The organism is Aminobacter sp. UC22_36, assembly GCF_044056035.1.
Lineage (GTDB): Bacteria > Pseudomonadota > Alphaproteobacteria > Rhizobiales > Rhizobiaceae > Aminobacter.
On record NZ_CP171996.1, the window covers coordinates 1975890 to 1993672 of the forward strand.

At 62.9% G+C, this 17783-nt stretch carries 18 protein-coding genes; 8 read left to right on the forward strand and 10 right to left on the reverse strand.

Annotated elements, in window-relative coordinates; translation table 11 throughout:
- Positions 1-78 precede the first annotated feature (78 nt).
- Both ACHMW7_RS12920 and ACHMW7_RS12925 read right to left on the reverse strand, forming a co-directional pair.
- Positions 79-471, reverse strand: coding sequence for a hypothetical protein (locus tag ACHMW7_RS12920; RefSeq protein ID WP_395450618.1), 393 nt, complete (start codon positions 469-471; stop codon positions 79-81).
- A 222-nt stretch (positions 472-693) separates the two neighbouring features.
- Positions 694-1896 (reverse strand): pyridoxal phosphate-dependent aminotransferase, encoded by a 1203-nt coding sequence (locus ACHMW7_RS12925; RefSeq protein ID WP_395450619.1) that lies wholly within the window; start codon positions 1894-1896, stop codon positions 694-696.
- Positions 1897-2186: 290 nt separating this feature from the next.
- On the opposite strand from ACHMW7_RS12925, the gene ACHMW7_RS12930 reads away from it, so the two are divergent.
- From ACHMW7_RS12930 to ACHMW7_RS12940, 3 genes are all read left to right on the forward strand, one after another.
- Entirely contained in the window at positions 2187-3098 is a 912-nt protein-coding gene (locus ACHMW7_RS12930; RefSeq protein WP_395450620.1) for an EAL domain-containing protein, read from the forward strand.
- On the forward strand, positions 3091-3927 hold the full coding sequence (locus ACHMW7_RS12935; RefSeq protein ID WP_395450621.1) for an EAL domain-containing protein: 837 nt from the start codon (positions 3091-3093) through the stop codon (positions 3925-3927). Before ACHMW7_RS12930 ends, ACHMW7_RS12935 begins: the two co-directional genes overlap by 8 nt.
- A 97-nt stretch (positions 3928-4024) precedes the next feature.
- Positions 4025-4636, forward strand: coding sequence for a glutathione S-transferase family protein (locus tag ACHMW7_RS12940; protein ID WP_395450622.1), 612 nt, complete (start codon positions 4025-4027; stop codon positions 4634-4636).
- 301 nt (positions 4637-4937) lie between these two features.
- Here the strand turns inward: ACHMW7_RS12940 and ACHMW7_RS12945 are convergent, their stop codons facing one another.
- Positions 4938-5147, reverse strand: coding sequence for a cold-shock protein (locus ACHMW7_RS12945; protein WP_109575191.1), 210 nt, complete (start codon positions 5145-5147; stop codon positions 4938-4940).
- Positions 5148-5430: 283 nt separating this feature from the next.
- On the opposite strand from ACHMW7_RS12945, the gene ACHMW7_RS12950 reads away from it, so the two are divergent.
- Positions 5431-5757, forward strand: a complete 327-nt coding sequence (locus ACHMW7_RS12950) for a hypothetical protein (RefSeq protein ID WP_395450623.1) — start codon at positions 5431-5433, stop codon at positions 5755-5757.
- A gap of 51 nt (positions 5758-5808) precedes the next feature.
- On the opposite strand, the gene ACHMW7_RS12955 is transcribed toward ACHMW7_RS12950, so the two are convergent.
- On the reverse strand, positions 5809-6390 hold the full coding sequence (locus tag ACHMW7_RS12955; protein WP_395450624.1) for a methylated-DNA--[protein]-cysteine S-methyltransferase: 582 nt from the start codon (positions 6388-6390) through the stop codon (positions 5809-5811).
- A gap of 172 nt (positions 6391-6562) precedes the next feature.
- Between ACHMW7_RS12955 and ACHMW7_RS12960 the strand changes: the two genes are divergently transcribed.
- The 3 genes from ACHMW7_RS12960 (at position 6563) to ACHMW7_RS12970 (ending at position 9807) form a co-directional block, all read left to right on the forward strand.
- The gene (locus ACHMW7_RS12960; protein ID WP_395450625.1) at positions 6563-7582 is read left to right on the forward strand and encodes a transglycosylase SLT domain-containing protein; all 1020 of its coding nucleotides are present in this window, start codon (positions 6563-6565) and stop codon (positions 7580-7582) included.
- Positions 7583-7587: 5 nt separating this feature from the next.
- Complete coding sequence (locus tag ACHMW7_RS12965; RefSeq protein WP_395450626.1) at positions 7588-8070, forward strand: GNAT family N-acetyltransferase; 483 nt, start codon at positions 7588-7590, stop codon at positions 8068-8070.
- 105 nt (positions 8071-8175) lie between these two features.
- On the forward strand, positions 8176-9807 hold the full coding sequence (locus ACHMW7_RS12970) for a heme peroxidase family protein (RefSeq protein ID WP_395450627.1): 1632 nt from the start codon (positions 8176-8178) through the stop codon (positions 9805-9807).
- Positions 9808-9961: 154 nt separating this feature from the next.
- Here the strand turns inward: ACHMW7_RS12970 and ACHMW7_RS12975 are convergent, their stop codons facing one another.
- The 6 genes from ACHMW7_RS12975 to ACHMW7_RS13000 all read right to left on the reverse strand — a co-directional run bounded on the left by ACHMW7_RS12975 (position 9962) and on the right by ACHMW7_RS13000 (position 16997).
- Entirely contained in the window at positions 9962-10333 is a 372-nt protein-coding gene (locus tag ACHMW7_RS12975; RefSeq protein WP_395450628.1) for a hypothetical protein, read from the reverse strand.
- 257 nt (positions 10334-10590) lie between these two features.
- On the reverse strand, positions 10591-10965 hold the full coding sequence (locus ACHMW7_RS12980) for a hypothetical protein (RefSeq protein WP_395450629.1): 375 nt from the start codon (positions 10963-10965) through the stop codon (positions 10591-10593).
- 192 nt (positions 10966-11157) lie between these two features.
- Complete coding sequence (gene carB / locus ACHMW7_RS12985; protein ID WP_395450630.1) at positions 11158-14643, reverse strand: carbamoyl-phosphate synthase large subunit; 3486 nt, start codon at positions 14641-14643, stop codon at positions 11158-11160.
- 451 nt (positions 14644-15094) lie between these two features.
- On the reverse strand, positions 15095-15898 hold the full coding sequence (locus tag ACHMW7_RS12990; RefSeq protein WP_395450631.1) for a saccharopine dehydrogenase NADP-binding domain-containing protein: 804 nt from the start codon (positions 15896-15898) through the stop codon (positions 15095-15097).
- Between the two features lie 95 nt (positions 15899-15993).
- A complete protein-coding gene (locus ACHMW7_RS12995) occupies positions 15994-16353 on the reverse strand; it encodes a zinc-binding dehydrogenase (RefSeq protein ID WP_395451318.1) in 360 nt (119 codons plus the stop codon).
- A complete protein-coding gene (locus ACHMW7_RS13000; RefSeq protein ID WP_395450632.1) occupies positions 16260-16997 on the reverse strand; it encodes a zinc-binding dehydrogenase in 738 nt (245 codons plus the stop codon). The genes ACHMW7_RS12995 and ACHMW7_RS13000 overlap by 94 nt, the downstream gene beginning before the upstream one ends.
- A 129-nt stretch (positions 16998-17126) precedes the next feature.
- Between ACHMW7_RS13000 and ACHMW7_RS13005 the strand changes: the two genes are divergently transcribed.
- Entirely contained in the window at positions 17127-17723 is a 597-nt protein-coding gene (locus ACHMW7_RS13005; protein WP_395450633.1) for a TetR/AcrR family transcriptional regulator, read from the forward strand.
- Positions 17724-17783: the final 60 nt, after the last annotated feature.

A 17783-nucleotide genomic window follows, 5' to 3' on the forward strand; every position in this document is an offset into this window, starting at 1 on the left:
AGACCGGCCAATGGCGACGGGCTGTTGAAATGGTCGCTGTCGACCGATCATGCGGCGCAGGTGGGGCGCGGTGCGCCGTCAGACCTGGGCAGGAGGCGCGCGCGGCTCGCTGGTGCGGTAGCGCAGGAAGCTGAAAAGCGGATCGATCGGCTGCGATCCGCCGCTCAATTCGACGGTAGGAACGGCACTGGAGACGCGCAGCAAGGCGCCATCGTCGCTGCCGTCGCCACAGCTTTCAGCCAGGGTCAGGCATGTATCGCTGCATGCCGGAAGTGCGAAGGGGTCGTCAGAGCCCTTGAAGGAGCTGTCTTCGGCCGACAGATGGGCTTCAGGATGATAGCCGGCCGCTTGCGCGTGGCTCGATGCAACCGAGGCCGTGAGCGCAGCAAAAACCGGCAATAGCAACAACAACAAGCGCATGAGCAAACTTGCGCCCCTTCGCCCCTGCTGCTGCTGTCTGCGCTGATACAATTGCTGCCTCTGACCGCCTCTGCATGCCTCCGCCTGGAACGGCGGATATAGTTATTTTAGAGTAACAGATTAGACCGGCACGGCAATATGCAAATGTATGATAGCGTATGAGAACCAGAAGGTTTCTGTTGGTATCTGCATACAATTTCAGGTTGCTTTATGCAACCGGCAAAGAAAAACCCGGCTGAAACCGGGTTTTTCCGTTCGTTTATGCAACGGCGTTCATGTAAGCGAGGCGGTGAAGCGCTGGATGCGCGTGCAAGCCTCTTCCAGAAGCGCTTCCGACGTGGCGTAGGAGATGCGGAAATTCGGGCCGAGGCCGAAGGCCGAACCGAAGACCACGGCCACGCCTTCGGCTTCGAGCAGCTCGGAGCAGAAGGTTTCGTCATTGTCGATGACCTTGCCGGATTGCGTCTTTTTGCCGATCAGGCCGGCGCAGGACGGATAGACGTAGAACGCGCCTTCCGGCGACGGGCAAGAAATGCCGCGTGCCTGGTTGAGCATCGACACGACGAGGTCGCGGCGGTTCTGGAAGATCGTCTTGTTCTTGGCGATGAAGTCCTGCGGGCCGTTGAGCGCTTCGACCGACGCCCATTGCGCAATGGTGCAGGCACCCGAGGTCTGCTGACCCTGGATCATGTCCATCGCCTTGATCAGCGCGACGGGCCCGGCGGCATAGCCGATGCGCCAGCCGGTCATGGCATAGGCTTTCGACACGCCGTTCATCGTCAGCGTCCGGTCATAGAGCTTCGGCTCGACCTCGGCGATGGTCTTGAAGACGAAGTCGCCATAGGTGAGGTGCTCGTACATGTCGTCGGTCAGCGTCCAGACATGTGGATGCTTGAGCAGCACGTCGGCAAGCGCGCGCAGCTCGGCTTCGGTATAGGCGGCGCCCGACGGGTTGGACGGCGAATTCATCAAAAGCCACTTGGTCTTCGGCGTGATCGCCTTTTCCAGTTCTGCCGCCGTCAGCTTGAAGCCGTTGTCGATGGAGGTCTCGGCGAACACCGACGTGCCGCCGCAGATCGCCACCATCTCGGGATAGCTGACCCAGTAGGGGCGGGGGATGATGACCTCATCGCCGGGGTTCAGCGTTGCCATGAAGGCGTTGAACAGGATCTGCTTGCCGCCGGTGCCAACGATTGTCTGCTCCGGCTTGTAGTCGAGATTGTTCTCGCGCTTGAACTTCCTGGCGATGGCCTCACGCAACGGCACGATGCCTGATACCGGCGGGTACTTGGTCTCGCCGCGGCGGATCGCTTCGATTGCCGCATTCTTGATATTGTCGGGCGTGTCGAAGTCGGGCTCGCCGGCACCCAGGCCGATGATGTCGCGACCGGCATTTTTCAGCTCGCGCGCTTTCTGCGTGACCGCGATGGTCGCGGAAGGCTTAACGCGGGAAAGGGCATCGGCAAGAAAGGCCATGACTTCAAGTCTCCGGTTCGGAAATGGTGCGGTCGCGCGACCGCGGCAGCGTCCTTTGCGCCTCCAATGGAATGCGCGGCGCTGTAATGTCGCATGACGCAGGGAATCGCAAGCGGATTGACGTTTCTGGCGCGTTCGATGTGCTGGGCCAGAACCGCGCGGAAGCTGTGCATAAACAGCAGACTGGCCGGCGTTCACTCAAGTTTGAGACATTGCGTTAACCGCCGATCAAATCTTCGATGAGATTTTGGCGGAGCAATTTCGCCAGCATTCCGGAAATAGGACGGACCGTGTCGAAGAGCATCGGGCTCGCCCATATCATCCGGCACGACGACGGATCTGCGTCCGGCGTCTGGGGCGTGCACGCCCTGCGCAGTGCGTTTCAGCCGATTTTCGCCTTTCAGTCGGGCCGGTTGCTTGTCACTGCCTTCGAAGGGCTGATCAGGCCGTTTCGCGGCGCGGACGCCGTACCGCCGGGTATCTTCTTCGCCGCCGTGGAGAGCATCGACCGCTTGCAGGTCGAAACGCTGACCCGCACGCTGCATCTGCTCAACGCTGCCGTGTTCCTGCCCAAGGACGCGTCGATCTTCATCAATTTCGATCCCTCGGTGTTCCTCGACCGCTCGATCTCGGAGCATGCGCTGCGCGACATGCGCCAGGTGCTCAATGAGACCGGTATCGATCCGCGCCGCATCGTCTGCGAAGTCACCGAGAAGAAGCCGGCCTCGGAAGAGGCGCTGTTCGATTTCGTCAGGGCCCTCAAGGCCAGCGGCTTCCGCATCGCCGTCGACGATTTCGGCTCGGCTGAGTCCGACATCAAGCGCATCCGCGACATCAAACCCGACATCGTCAAGTTCGATGCCCACTGGATCAGCCGGCTGATGGAATCAGGTGCCGGTTTCGCGCTGCTCAAGGAGATGGTGGCGAACTTCGAAGACAAGGGTATCCGCACGGTCTTCGAAGGGCTTGAGGAAAGCTGGCAGTTGCAGCTGGCTGAGCGTTCCGGCGCCTCGATGGTGCAGGGTTTCGTGCTGGCATTGCCAGAGATCGTGCCCGCCAATTTTTCGCTTTTCGAACCGGTGGCACCCGAAGTCGCCGGACATCAAACGGTGGAGCTGCTGCCTGCCGGTATTGCCGATGCGGTTGCAGTTCGAGCGCCGCGATCAAGCCGAAGCTTCGGCAAGAGGATAGTGCATGAGTGACGCGTTTTTCGGGTTTGGCGAGCTGCCTCAGGACCTGACTGCCAGGATCGTCGCCGACGAGGTTGGGCTGGAGTTTGGTGTTCACGGCGATTTTCGGTTGCGCTGCGCGATCCAGCCGATCTTCAGGCATGCGGGCGGTCGCCTCACGCCGGTTGCGGCTGATGCGCATGTGGTGCCTTACCTCAAGGGCCAGCCCGTCGCCGTCTCGGAATTCCTCGCCGAAGTGGCTGCCGAGGATCGCCTGATTGTCGGGCGGGTCTGCGAGGTGCTGCCGCTCGCCAACGTCCACAACATGGGCGTTGAAGGCATCGCGCTGTTGTTCAGACAAGACATCAACGCTGGCGCGGCGGCTCTCGATGATCTGGGTTTCATGGTTCGACGCCTGGCGGGTGAGGGGTTTGAAGCGTCGCAGCTGATCTGCGAGATTGGCGGCGACGAAAAGCTCGCCTGTTCGCTGCGCGCGCTCGGCCTGCGTGTCGCGCTTGGCCATCATGGTTCCGCGCAGCATGATGGTGATGCCGTCAAGCGCGTAATGCCTGAAATCGTCAGGCTCGACCGTGCCTCGTTTGAGCGCTTTTGCGCCGATGCCGCGACCGGGCGGCTGCTGCGCCCCGTGGTTTCGGAACTCAAGACACTTGGCGCCGAGGTGCTTGTCGAAGGCATCGACAACGAAAGCCGTCTCGAGATCGCACTTGGTGCCGGCGTCGATCTGTTCCAGGGTGACCTGCTCGAACCGGCAAAGCTGGTCGGCAGCGTTTTTGCCGAAGGGCCGCGTGAGACTTCGCAATACCGTCGTGGCGAATGCGTGGTGGTGCCGCTGTTCGGCTGAGCGACACATCACAAAAGCTGATGCCTCATACCAGAACAATTCGCTGGATCGACTCAACCCCGAAAACGATAATCGCGCTTCAAACGGGGCCAATGCGATGATCACGATCTATGGAATGAGCGACAGCGGCAATAGCTATAAGCCGCGCCTGCTGATGGCCAAGCTCGGCCGCCCGTTCCGGCACGTCGAAACCAGCTCGCGCGACGGCTCGACACGCTCGGCCGCCTACCTCGCCAAGAACGCCAACGGCAAGGTACCTCTGCTGGAGCTCGAGGATGGCCGCTTCCTTGCCGAGTCCAATGCGATCCTGCTGCATATGGCCGAGGGGACCCGGCTGTTGCCGACCGACGCTTACCAACGGGCTCTGGTCTATCAATGGCTGTTCTTCGAACAATACAGCCACGAGCCATACGTCGCCGTTCGGCGGACGATGTATCTCTATCCCGAGCGCGCCGCCCAGGCGACGCCGGAACGCATGCAGGCGTTGCTTGAGGGCGGCAACAAGGCGCTCGGTGTGATGCAAGTGCAGTTGGAGAAGACGCCATTCCTGGCAGGCGATGCGATGAGTGTCGCCGACATAGCGCTCTATGCGTACACCCATGATGCGACCGTGGGCGGTTATGACCTGGACGCGTTTCCGGCGGTGAAGGCCTGGCTTGCCCGTGTGGCGGCCGACGAGGGCCATGTGCCGCTCACCTGGCTGCCCTGAACTCCCGCTGATGAAATGAAAACGGCCCGAAGATCGGATTGATCTTCGGGCCTTTTTCTTGTGTCGCGCTCAGGCGTCGAGGCGGTTTCCGCGACTGCGATCCTGTTTGCGAAAAAGAAAAAGGCGGGGTGTAACCCCGCCTTCCGCTGTCAGCAGCTGATCCTGGTTCCTAAGGCCCGAGGCTCACGGCAATCTGCCGCATCGTCCTTCCGGGTCTTGGTTCCGGCGCGCTTGTCGCGCGGCCGCCAGTACATCCGTGACTTGCAACGCAACCGGAGCTTTCGCTCCTGCGCGCCTTAAATCAGACTGCCTTCAAAGCTCCAGCAGACGAGCGGCCCGTACGACGGTCCTGCTCGATCTCGAAGCTAACCTTCTGGCCATCAGCCAGCGAGCCCATGCCCGAACGCTCAACAGCGGAGATGTGGACGAAAACGTCCGCGCCACCGGCGTCGGGCTGAATGAAGCCGAAGCCCTTGGTTGCGTTAAACCACTTAACGGTGCCAGTTGCCATTGCGATAATCCTTGTCGTTTGCAGTTAGTGATCAAGCTAGAATGCCGGATCTGTGGTATCGAAATTTTGGGGATAGACGTCTGCAAACGCGAGTGTGTCGCGGGGCACGGATCTGTCGGCCGAAATATCAACGAAGCGGATATAAGGGCAAAAGGTGTCGAATGCAAGCCCCTCCCAATACTGGATGCCTGAAACCGGCCCCAATTGCCATGCAACCATGGCGGGCGAAGGGTGTTATATTGCGTGGCCTTGGCGCCGCTGCCGGAAGTCTTGGGAGGTCATCATGAAAACGATCTTGCTTGCCGCGTGCCTGACGTTGCTGGCGGCCGAAGCGCAGGCAGTCTCGCGCTATACCTCGACAAAAATGAGCTGTGCCCAGACCCAGAGCACCGTTCGTAACCAGGGTGCGGTGATCCTGCGCTGGACGTCACCGACCTCCGGTGTGCCACGCTACGACCGCTACGTCGCCAACGACCATTTCTGCTCGGCCGGCGAAGAGGCGCGCCGGGCATATGTTCCGACCGCCGATGCGCGGTCCTGCCCGGTCTACAATTGCAAGCGAATCGAGCGCGACTTCTTCAAGCGCCGGCTTTTTCCGCTTCGCCACTGAACGCAACATCTCAAGCAGACGTGGCTACACCAGTGTAGGACGCCAAGGACGTCAGAATCCGAACGATGCCTGGGCGGCTGGAGGCGGGCCGACGCGTACGCCTTCGAGCACCAGCATCTTTTCCTTCATGTTCGAGCCACCGGTTGCCGAGAAGCCACCGATCTTGCCACCGGCAGCGAGGATGCGGTGGCATGGGATAACAAGGGGAATCGGGTTGGCTCCGAGTGCTGAACCCGTTTCGCGGAACAAACCTTTCCGACCAGCCTTTTCCGCAAGTCCGCCATAGGTGGTGGTCTCGCCATAGTGAAGGTTTCTGGCGGCGGCATAGATGTCGCGGCGGAAATCGTCGACGTCGGCGAGATCGACCGGCACATCGGAGAAGTCGACGTCGCTGCCGTCGGCATAACGCCTGATGTCGGCAATCAGCGCGGTGATCCATTGCGGCGGCGTGCGGTCGCCTGCCGTGTCGCCATTGCCGGCGAGGCGCAGCAACCGACGTTCGGCCGCGACATATGTCTTTTCGGGCAGGCAAAGCCGGGTCAGCCCTGCGTCGCTCCACGCCAGCGCCATGAATCCGAGCGTGGTTTCGAAGACGGCGTGGCCGGGCAGGGGATAAGAGATAGTGGCGTCCATGACCGTTCCTTTCGTCTGCGTTTCAGGAGTGAGTTCGGTACAAATCAGGAACATTTTCGCATGATCTGCGACCGCATGCCACCCGAAAACCACATCTGCCTGTGGATTGCCCGGGCCCATACGTTGTTGTAGAGAGGTTCGGGCGGGACGAAATCATTAACAGAGTGTGCATTTGCCGGCGATAAAGACCCACCTGCTGATTTCAGCGGCACTGGCAACGGCTCTGCTGTCGGGCTGCCAGACCAACACGGCGGCGCTTAGCACCGACCTTTCGACCGGCGCCGACGTCGCCCTGAGCGCCGATATGGCGCCCGCGTCGTCCACGGTTGCCGACCTGTCATTGCCTGAAACCGTGGCCGTGGTACCCACTTCATTCGCTGCCGCTGAAACGTCGCCGGCGACCGCCGTGCTGGCCGCTGCCGCGACTGCCCCCGATTCTGCTGATTCCACGGTTGTCGTTGCCGCCGCGACGGCGCCAACTGCCGGTGAGAGCGCCGCCATGACGGTCGCTGCCGCACCTGTTGCCACCGACGCATCCAAGCCCGTTGCCGCAGCACCGGCGCCTGTCGTTGCCGCCGTTGCCAAGGGGCCGGTCGATCCAATGTCAGTGCCAATGGCCGGCGGCGAAATCGTTGTCGCTGCCGATGCGCCAAAGCTCACGGGCGCGTTTCCATCCGCGCCGACGATCGCCGACCATGCCTTGCCGGCCAACGCGCCGGTGCCGGCGAGCTATCAGGTCGCGTCGCTGGGCAATGTCGCGCCCGAAAGCTTCGCCACCTCGTCTTATGCTGCGCCCGACAGCCCGGCGCTCGCCTCGCGCGGCAAGATCGACGAGCTGATCTCGAAATACGCTGCCCTGTATGAAGTACCGGAAAAGCTTGTGCGGCGCGTGGTCAACCGCGAGAGCACCTTCAATCCGCTGGCCTACAACAGGGGGCATCGGGGGCTGATGCAGATCAAGCACGCCACCGCGCGCGGCATGGGTTATGACGGCCCGGCGCGCGGCCTGTTCGATGCCGAAACCAACCTGAAATACGCCGTCAAATATCTGCGCGGCGCCTGGATGGTGGCTGATGGCAACGAGGACCAGGCCGACAAGCTTTACCAGAGCGGCTATTATTACCATGCCAAGCGCAAGGGCCTGCTCGACGAGACCGGGCTTGGCCGCGACCGCGTCCGCCACCGCGGCTGACGCATTTGCCCTCCGAGGCTGCCGAAAACGACGTTCGCCTGCGCCGGATGCTGCCGGGTGAACTGAAGCCCGCGCGCTGGCCGGACGGGTTTGCGATGCGGACGTTCCAGGCGGCCGATGCGGTCGCCTTGTACGATCTGCTCGAACTCGTCTTCGACGACGGCATGAACGGGCCGTTCGGCCAATGGTGGTCGCGCCTTTCGGCTGACACGGAATTCGATCCCGAATTGTGTTTCCTTGTGCTCGACGGCGAGGGCCGACTGGCCGGGGCGGCGCTGTGCTGGACCAGCGGCTTTCTGAAGGATCTTGCCGTCCATCCCGACTGTCGTGGCAAGGGCATCGCCGAAGCATTGCTGTGGCACGTCTTCGCCACCTTCGCCGCACGCGGCGCAAGCCAGATCGACCTCAAGACCAACCTTGTCGACAACGCCGCCGCCGTCCGGCTCTATGTCAGGCTCGGCATGGTCGAGGTGGATTGGGGTGGGTAATTAATACAACTCAATAGTGTAAAATTTCAGAATTCTATTTTAGATTGCATGAATACATGAACGGCGTTACGCTGTCTCCTTCACACTAGCAGGGGAGGGATCAGCATGGCCGGGCCGAATCTCAGGCAACGTATCGGACACGGTTTCGTCAGCCGTCAGGTGCTGGCGGAAAACGCCGCCATCGCCGCGGCACAGCATGCCGGTGGCGCCGAGGGCTTCGCGCCGCTGGATGTCGGCGGGCAACAGGGCGAGGCCTTCTTCGATTTCATGTTCGGCGAGTTGCGCGACAAGCCACTCAAGGCTTCGGACGGCGACCTTGCCGCCCTTGCCAGGGCGATGAAGGAGCCGCCCGGGGCCACCGATGCGGATTTCGACAACACCGACATTCCGGCCGGCTTCACCTATCTCGGCCAGTTCGTCGACCACGACATCACGCTCGACCTGACGCCACTTTCGGTGGCGATGGAAGACCCCGAGATGGTCAAGAATTTCCGCACGCCGGGGCTCGACCTCGACTGCGTCTATGGCGCGGGACCCGGACCGCACCGCTTCTTGTTCGCACGGGCGCCGAACGAAGCTGGCCAGGTGGTGGACACGCCGAAACTCTTGATCGGCACGGCGCAAGCCTCAAGCGAGAATGACGACCGTCCCGGACAGGTGCCGGATCTGCCCAATGACCTGCCGCGCAATGCCCAAGGGGTGGCGCTGATCGGCGACCACCGCAATGACGAGAACCTTGTCGTGGCGCAGATCCATCTCGCCTTCCTGAAGTTCCACAATGCGGTGGTCGACCATCTTGCCGGCAGCGTCGACAAGTCTCAGCTGTTTGCGGAGGCGGCAAAGACGGTGCGCTGGCACTATCAGTGGATGGTGCTGCACGACTGGGTCGAACGGCTGACCGAAACGGGCATCGTCGCCAAAATCCTGCATGAGGGGCGCAGGTTCTACCGCTTCCAGACCAAGCCGTTCATGCCGTGGGAGTTTTCCGGTGCTGCCTACCGGCTCGGCCACTCGATGGTGCGCCAGACCTACAGCCACAACCGCATCTTCCGGACGCGCGAGCCGCGCCTGTTCAATGCCGACCTCTCGACGCTGTTCGGCTTCACCAACCTGTCGGGCAACATCGGTACGGCGTTTCCGACGCTGCCGAGCAACTGGGCGATCGATTGGCGCCGTTTCTTCGATCTGCCGCCGCCGGCCGACCAGTCGCAATTCGAGTTCAACCATTCGCGCAAGCTTGATGCCGGGTTGATCGAGGCGCTGCACAATTTGCCGGGGTCCGAACCGGGCACGGCGACCGCAAGCCTGGCCTTCCGCAACCTCAAGCGCGGCGTGCAGATCGGCCTACCGTCGGGCCAGGACGTCGCCGCGCTGATGCGCCAGAAGATCGCCTTCGACCCGATATCGCCGGCCGAGATCGCGCAAGGGCCCGATGGGGCGGTGGCGAAGGACCTTGGCTTCGATAAGAACACGCCGCTTTGGTACTACATCCTCAAGGAGGCCAGCGCGCGGGGCGGGGGCAAGCGGCTCGGGCCGGTCGGCACCCGCATCATCGCCGAGGTGTTCATCGGCATCGTCCAGGGCGATGAGGGCTCGTATCTGTCGCAACCCGGCTGGACGCCGCACCTGCCGGCAGCGGTGCCCGGTACTTTCTTCATGACCGACCTGCTGAAGTTCGTTGCGGCGGCGGAGGACAGCGCCAACCCGCTGAAGGGGCTGAACCCGGTGGGCGATTGAGGGTGCGTCTGCCATTATCACCCGAGGCGACCGTCATCCCGGGCGAGCGCAGCGAGCGCCGGGATCTATTGACCCGTGCGGCCGGGTTCTGACTTCGCGCTTCCGCAAAACGGCGAAGCTAACGGCTTTGGAGGCGACATCTAGGCTGTTGCCATCAGATGCCCCGTGTGTCGCCGATGCGCCCTTTCATCTCCACCGCCCAGGCGCGTCCTTCGTCGCCGCCCCATAAAAGCCAGGCGATGTAGCCGGCGGAGGGGTTGTGCTCGTTGCCGTAATTCTTGCCGCGCTTGTCGACCTCGTGGCGGGCGAAATAGCTGACCATGCGCTTGATGGTGTGGGGCGAAAGCTCGGTGCGTGCGACCAGCTCCTCGGCGCGACCGACGCCGATCTCGGTGCCACCGCGCCCGAATTGCTTTCTCAGTGTCAGCCCCTTGGCTGCGTTGTCGGCGACCTCCTGCGGCGGGACCAGGCTTGTGCCCGATGCCTCGCGGCGGATCTCGTCGAACGGGTCGTAGGCGATGGGCATAAGGCGATTCCTGCTCGTGAATGACCCCGAAATCGAAATCGATTTTCGGAAAGAATCATGCACAGGTTCAAACAGCGTCCTTTGCGCGTCCAATTGCGGCGCTGTCGTGGGCAGGGTAGCGGCATGGGGCCGGGATGACGAGGGAGGGGCGCTTGATGGCGATCCCTTCTCCCATAAGGGTAGAAGGTGAGGTCGCGCCGGTTCGGCCCCACTCCTCACAAAGGGAGAGGGTGAGGCCGCGCCGCGCTATGGCCGCCTTACTTCGAGGCGTAGACCGCGCAGTTGCCGGTGGTCTTGAGCTTGTACTTCTTGCCGACCGAATTGCAGCGCTCCAGCGCCTGCTTTTCGGCCGCCGCCTGGGACGGTGCGTTGATGGAAGCGCCGCAGTAGAAGGCTTCGACGGCGCCCAGATGCGTCTGCGCATAGGCCGAGTGGCCGGGTGCGGCGACATATTTCTTGTAGCCGTCCTTGCATGGGCCTGTCGTCTGACCGAACTGCGCCGCATAGCGCTTCTTGCCTTCCTGGCCGGCCAGCGAGCCCTTGTCCTTGGCCATCGCCGCGACCGGCACGGCCGCAATCAGCAGTCCCGCCAGCACAGATGCCAGTGCCAGCCGCATGGATTTCAGTTTCATTCCCCAAACTCCCCCAAGTGGATCATGGAGAGTTAGCTGCAATTTATGGGTGTGGGAAGGTGGGTGTCGGAGAAAAACATACGTTTGCCTCCGCGCAAGGTCGGCGATGGTGTGCGGAGGCGAGGTTTGCGCTGCCCCTCATCTGCCTGCCGGCATCTTCTCCCCGCAAAACGGGGAGAAGAAAGCCAACCTTTACTTGAAGTAGTCCTGCAGCGGGCGGACTTCGAGCGAGCCGGCCTTCAGTGCTGCGATGGCTTCGGCGACGGCGGCGGCACCCGACAGCGTGGTGTAGTAGGGCACCTTCTGCATCAGCGTGGCGCGGCGGATCGACTTCGAGTCCGACACCGCCTTCTGGCCGTCGGTGGTGTTGAAGACGATCTGGATCTGGCGGTTGCGGATGGCGTCCTCGATGTGCGGACGGCCTTCGAGCACCTTGTTGATCTTTTCGGCCGGCACGCCGTTCTCAACCAGGAAGCGCGCGGTGCCCGAGGTTGCAAGCACCCTGAAGCCGAGGCCAGACAGGCGCTGGACAGCACCCAGAATGCCGGCCTTGTCCTCGTCGCGGACCGACACGAACAGCGTGCCCGAGCGCGGCAGGTCGACGCCGGCACCGAGCTGGGCCTTGGCGAAGGCCAGCGCATAGTCGCGGTCGAGGCCCATGACCTCGCCGGTCGACTTCATCTCCGGTCCGAGCAGGATGTCGACGCCGGGGAAGCGGGCAAACGGGAACACCGCTTCCTTGACCGCGATGTGGCCGGGATTGCGGGCATCGGGCTTGGCGCCGTAATGGGCGAAGGCCTCGTCGAGGCTCTCGCCCGACATGATGCGGGCGGCGATCTTGGCGATCGGTTTGCCGACGGTCTTGGCGACGAACGGCACGGTGCGGCTGGCGCGCGGGTTGACTTCGAGCACGTAGATGATGCCGTCCTTGATGGCGTATTGCACGTTCATCAGGCCGCCGACATTGAGCGCGCGCGCCATGGCCGAGGTCTGGCGCTCGAGCTCATCGACGAGTTCGGTCGACAGCGAGTGCACCGGCAGCGAGCAGGCCGAGTCGCCCGAGTGGATGCCGGCTTCTTCGATATGCTCCATGATGCCGGAGACGAAGGTGTTGGTGCCGTCGCACAGGCAGTCGACGTCGACCTCGATGGCGCCACTGAGATAGGTGTCGAACAGCAACGGGTTCTTGCCGAGCAGGGTGTTGATCTGGCCGGTCTTGTCGTTGGGGTACTTCTGCTTGATGTCCTCGGGGACGAGGCCTGGCACCGTGTCGAGCAGGTAGGACTGCAGCATGCCCTCATTGTGGATGATCTGCATGGCGCGGCCGCCGAGCACGTAGGACGGGCGCACGACCAGCGGGAAGCCGAGTTCGCCGGCAACGGTGCGGGCCTGCTCGACCGAATAGGCGATGCCGTTCTTGGGCTGGGTCAGGTCGAGCTTCTTGAGCAGCTTCTGGAAGCGGTCGCGGTCCTCGGCGAGGTCGATCGCATCGGGCGAGGTGCCGAGGATCGGGATGCCGGCCTTTTCGAGCGCCTCGGCGAGCTTGAGCGGGGTTTGGCCGCCGAACTGGACGATGACGCCGTGCAGCGTGCCGGCTGCCTGTTCGGCGCGCAGGATCTCGAGCACGTCTTCCGCGGTCAGCGGCTCGAAATAGAGCCGGTCGGAGGTATCGTAGTCGGTCGACACGGTCTCGGGGTTGCAGTTGACCATGATCGATTCATAGCCGGCCTCGCGCAGCGCATAAGCGGCATGGACGCAGCAATAGTCGAACTCGATGCCCTGGCCGATGCGGTTGGGACCGCCGCCCAATATGACGACCTTCTTGCGGTCGGAGACCTGGGCCTCGTCGGCCATGGCGCCGGCAAACGGCACCTCATAGGTCGAATACATGTAGGCGGTGGGCGAGGCGAACTCGGCGGCGCAGGTGTCAATGCGCTTGTAGACCGGGTGGACGCCGAGCTTTTGGCGTTGCTTCTGAACGGCTTCCGGCTCGGACTTCGTCAAGGAGGCGAGACGCGCGTCGGAGAAGCCCATCGACTTCAGCATGCGCAGGTTGTCGGCATCCTGGGGCAGGCCGTGCTCGCGGACGCGCGCTTCCATTGAGATGATGGCGGCGATCTGTTCGAGGAACCACGGGTCGATCTTGCACATTGCGTGCACGTCTTCGAGCGAGGTGCCCATGCGGATCGCCTGGGCGACCATGCGCAGACGGTCGGGCGTCGGTGTGCCCAAGGCAGCGCGGATGGCGTTGCGGTCGTCGCCGTCGGTGCCGATGCCGGGGATCTCGATCTCGTCGAGGCCGGTGAGGCCGGTCTCAAGGCCGCGCAAGGCTTTCTGCAGCGATTCCGCGAAGGTGCGGCCGATCGCCATGACTTCGCCGACCGACTTCATGGCGGTGGTCAGGACCGGCGAGGCGCCGGGGAATTTTTCGAAGGCAAAGCGCGGGATTTTTGTCACGACATAGTCGATCGACGGCTCGAACGAGGCCGGGGTGGCGCCGCCGGTGATGTCGTTTTCGAGCTCGTCGAGCGTGTAGCCGACGGCGAGCTTGGCGGCGATCTTGGCGATCGGGAAGCCGGTGGCCTTCGAGGCGAGTGCTGAGGAGCGCGAGACGCGCGGGTTCATCTCGATGACGACCAGGCGCCCGTCGGCCGGATTGACCGCGAATTGGACGTTGGAGCCGCCGGTCTCGACGCCGATCTCGCGCAGCACCGCGATCGAGGCGTTGCGCATGATCTGGTATTCTTTGTCGGTCAGCGTCAGCGCCGGCGCGACAGTGATCGAGTCGCCGGTGTGCACACCCATCGGGTCGATGTTTTCGATCGAGCAGATGATGATGCAGTTGTCGGCACGGTCACGCACGACCTCCATCTCGTATTCCTTCCAGCCGAGCACCGATTCCTCGATCAGGACTTCGGTGGTCGGGGAGGCATCGAGGCCGGACTGGACGATGTCGAAGAATTCCTGGCGGTTGAAGGCGATACCGCCGCCGGTGCCGCCCATGGTAAAGGACGGGCGGATGATGGCGGGTAAGCCAACATGGTCGAGCGCCTGGGCGCCGATCGCCATGGCGTGGTTGATGTAGCGCTGCTTGCGGTCGCCTTCGCCGAGGTTCCACTGGGTTTCGAGCGCGTCGAGTGCGGCGTCGAGATTGGCCGGGGCTTCGGCCTTGAGGGCGGCGCGTTCGGCCTCGTGCTTCTTGCGGTCGGCGTCCTTGACGTCGGAGGCGTTGGCGAGCATCGACTTCGGCGTCTCAAGCCCGATCTTGGCCATGGCTTCGCGGAACAGCGAGCGGTCCTCGGCCTTGTCGATGGCGTGCGCGTCGGCACCGATCATCTCGACATTGTAACGCTCGAGCACGCCCATGCGGCGCAACGACAGCGCTGTGTTGAGCGCGGTCTGGCCGCCCATCGTCGGCAAAAGCGCGTCGGGGCGCTCCTTGGCGATGATCTTGGCAACGACCTCAGGGGTGATCGGCTCGATGTAGGTCGCGTCGGCCAGCTCCGGGTCGGTCATGATGGTAGCCGGATTGGAGTTGACCAGGATGACCCGGTAACCCTCTTCCCTGAGCGCCTTGCAGGCCTGGGTGCCGGAGTAGTCGAACTCGCAGGCCTGGCCGATGACAATAGGACCGGCACCAATGATCAGGATGGACTTGATGTCGGTGCGTCTTGGCATGGCGTGCGTCCGTAAATAGGCCTGCGCGAAGAACCGGGACGGGGCAATGCCCGGGCCGGTGCGCAAGTGAGATTCGAGTATCAGGCTAGGCGCGCCTTATAGGGGAAGGATCGGGAGTGGGGAACCCCGAAAAACGCTTTTCCTGCGCCAGGATGCGGGATTGGGACGTGTCTGATCCGCGCACGGCGTGCTCGGACAAACTGAAGGGCAGCCGCCGAGGTCAGCGACTGCCCATTTGGGGCGATGTCTTGCCTATGCTGCCTGCGCGATATGCGCGCCGAATTCCTTGAAGCGCTTGATCGCATAGTCCGCTTCGACCAGCATTTCGGCGAAGTACAGCCCAGGTGCTGTCGGTGCCTTGCCGTCGAGGCCGATCAGCCGCTCGACCGCAAGCGCAACGGCGAGTGCGGTGACCGGCGCCTGTCCCTCCGGGTGGACGAATTCATAGCGGCTACGGCCCGAGGTGCCGTCTTTTCTTCTTGCCCGAGATGGCGATGGTGATCTCGGTGGAGAAATGCTCGCCGCGATGGCGGCTTGCGGTTTCGCCGAGCGCGAAATCGAACCGCACCGTCTGAGCGCCGGTGGTGAGCGGCAGGCTGAAGACGTCGAATGGCGAGTAGGTCAGGCCGGGGACCTGCCGGCCGTCGACACTCGCCACGGTGCGACCTTGTTCGCCGGAGGGGTTCCAGTGCCATTTGCCGCTTTCGAGACCCAGGGTGCTGGACATCATGGTGAGGCGGTTGAAGTCGGCTTCCGCGGCGGGGCCGCCCATGTCGTGTTCGTCGAGAAGGGCAGCGATTTCGATCGAATCCACCGTCTCGAACTGCCTGGCGAAATGCACGACGGCGAGGCTCGCGGCGCCACCGAGCCAGCTGCTGCCCATCAGAAACGGCGCAGTCGCCTTATGGGCATAAAGTGCTATCTCCGGCCCGATCTCCTGGATGCCGGTCGAGACGCTGAGATAAGGCACGGCGTTGGTCTGGGCGTAGTGGAGGGCGTTGAGCGTGTTGTCATAGACGAACATGGCGATGGCGCTGAAACCCTTGTTCGCCGCCACGCCGAGATCCTTGCGGTCGAGGTCGATGACGACGGCTTCGGCGTTGCCGATCTCCTTGGCGACCGCTTCGGCCTTTTCGAGATTGCGTCCGCCGATGGCGATGGGCAGTGCGGGGTGCAGCTTGCGTAGCGTGCGGGCGGCGAGCGCGCCGACGAAACCGGAACCGCCGATGATGAGGACGGGCTTTTGCGTTGTCATTTGGGCATGACTCCTCTGTGGCCGCGTAAGCGCGGCGCTTGATGTCTGAATTGGGAAGGGTTGAAGGCGGCGGCGAGCGAACTCGCCGCCCGAGGTCAGTTGAGCTTGACCAGCATCTTGCCGAGGTTTTCGCCGGAGAAGAGCCCAATGAAGGCCTGGGGCGCGTTTTCGAGACCCGAAACGACGGTGTCGCGGTAGGTCACGCGGCCATCGGCCAGCCAGCCGGCCATGTCGGCGATGAATTCCGGCAGGATGTCGAAGTGGTCGAGCACCAGGAAGCCACGCATGCTGATGCTCTTGATGACCATCGCTGCGAGATTGTCGGGGCCGGGAACGGGCTTCTCGTCATTGTAGCCCGAGATCATGCCGCAGATGGCGAAGCGGGCGCGCGGCTTGGCGACTTCGAGCGCTGCCCTGAGATGATCGCCACCGACATTGTCGAAATAGACGTCGATGCCTTCGGGCGCAGCTTTTTTAGCGCCTCGGTCAGGTCGCCCGCCGTGCGATAGTTGATGATGGCGTCGGCGCCGAGTTCCTTGACCCAGCGGGCCTTCTCCTCCGAGCCGACGGAGGCTACGACCCGGGCGCCCTTGAGCTTGGCGATCTGCACCGCCATCGAACCGACGGCACCGGCGGCAGCGGAGACGAAGACGGTTTCGCCAGCCTTGAGCCCGGCGATCCGGAGCAGGCCGACATAAGCGGTATGGCCGGGGATGCCCAACGGCCCGAGCCAGGCTTCGGCTGGCGCTTTCGACGCGTCGATCTTGTTTGTGGTTGCGGCATCGACAAGCACGTGGTCGCGCCAGCCGGAGAAGTGGCTGACCAGGTCGCCGGCCTTGAAGTCGGGATGAGCGGACTGCTCGACGATACCGACGGCGGAGCCTTCAAGCGGCTTGCCGATCTCGAAGGGGGCGATGTAGCTCGGCCGGTCGGTCATGCGGCCACGCATGTAAGGGTCGACCGACATGAACAGCGTCTTGACCAGCAATTGGCCTTCGGCGGGAGCCGGCAAGCTGCGTTCGACAAGCTGGAAGTTGTCCTGGCCGGGCAAACCGGTCGGTCGGCTCTTCAGGTGAATTTCGCGGGCTGCAATGGACATTGAATTCCCCTATATGTGTAGTCATCTACCAAGCGTAGCTTACTATTTGTAAGTTACTAGTGGTAACATATGTGGCCTGTGGCGATGTTCAAGCCGCAGGCCGAAAAAATCGGACCGGATGCGAAGGCGATGACGACTGCAAGTTCGACGAAAAAACTGCCGAAGGCCGAACGGCGCGCGCAGTTGCTGGAAGCAGCACAGGAGATGGTGCGCGAGGAAGGCACCGACGCGCTGACGCTTGCCCGGGTCGCCGAACGGGCGGGGGTGAGCAAGCCGATCGCCTATGAGCATTTCGGCACCAGGGCGGGGCTGCTGATGGCGCTGTTTTCTTCCTACAACGACCTGCAGCTGGAGACGCAGCGCGCGGCCCTTGCCACTTGCGGCAAGACGCTGCGCGACGTGGCAGGCATTCTGGGCGAAGCCTATGTGCGCTGCGCCAGCCGGGCCGGCCCCGAAGCGGGAGCTGTATTTGCAGCACTTTCCGGCACGGAAGAGATGGACGAGTTTCGCCAGACGCTGCGCAACGGCTATCTCGCCGAGTATCGTGATGCCGTTTCGCGCTTCGTTGTTCTGCCCGAAGATATTGGCGAGCCTGTTTTGTCGGGGCTGCTCGGGGCGGCCGAGGCCGTGTCGCGGGATACGGCGGCCGGCCGCATTTCATATGATGACGCCGTTGCCGCTTTGACCGAGTTGTTCACCGCGACGCTGGAGCGGTTTCGCCGCTGATTCCAGGCATATTGCCCGTAAAGGCTGTCAACAAAACGTCGCTACCTCCGCGTAGGCTAT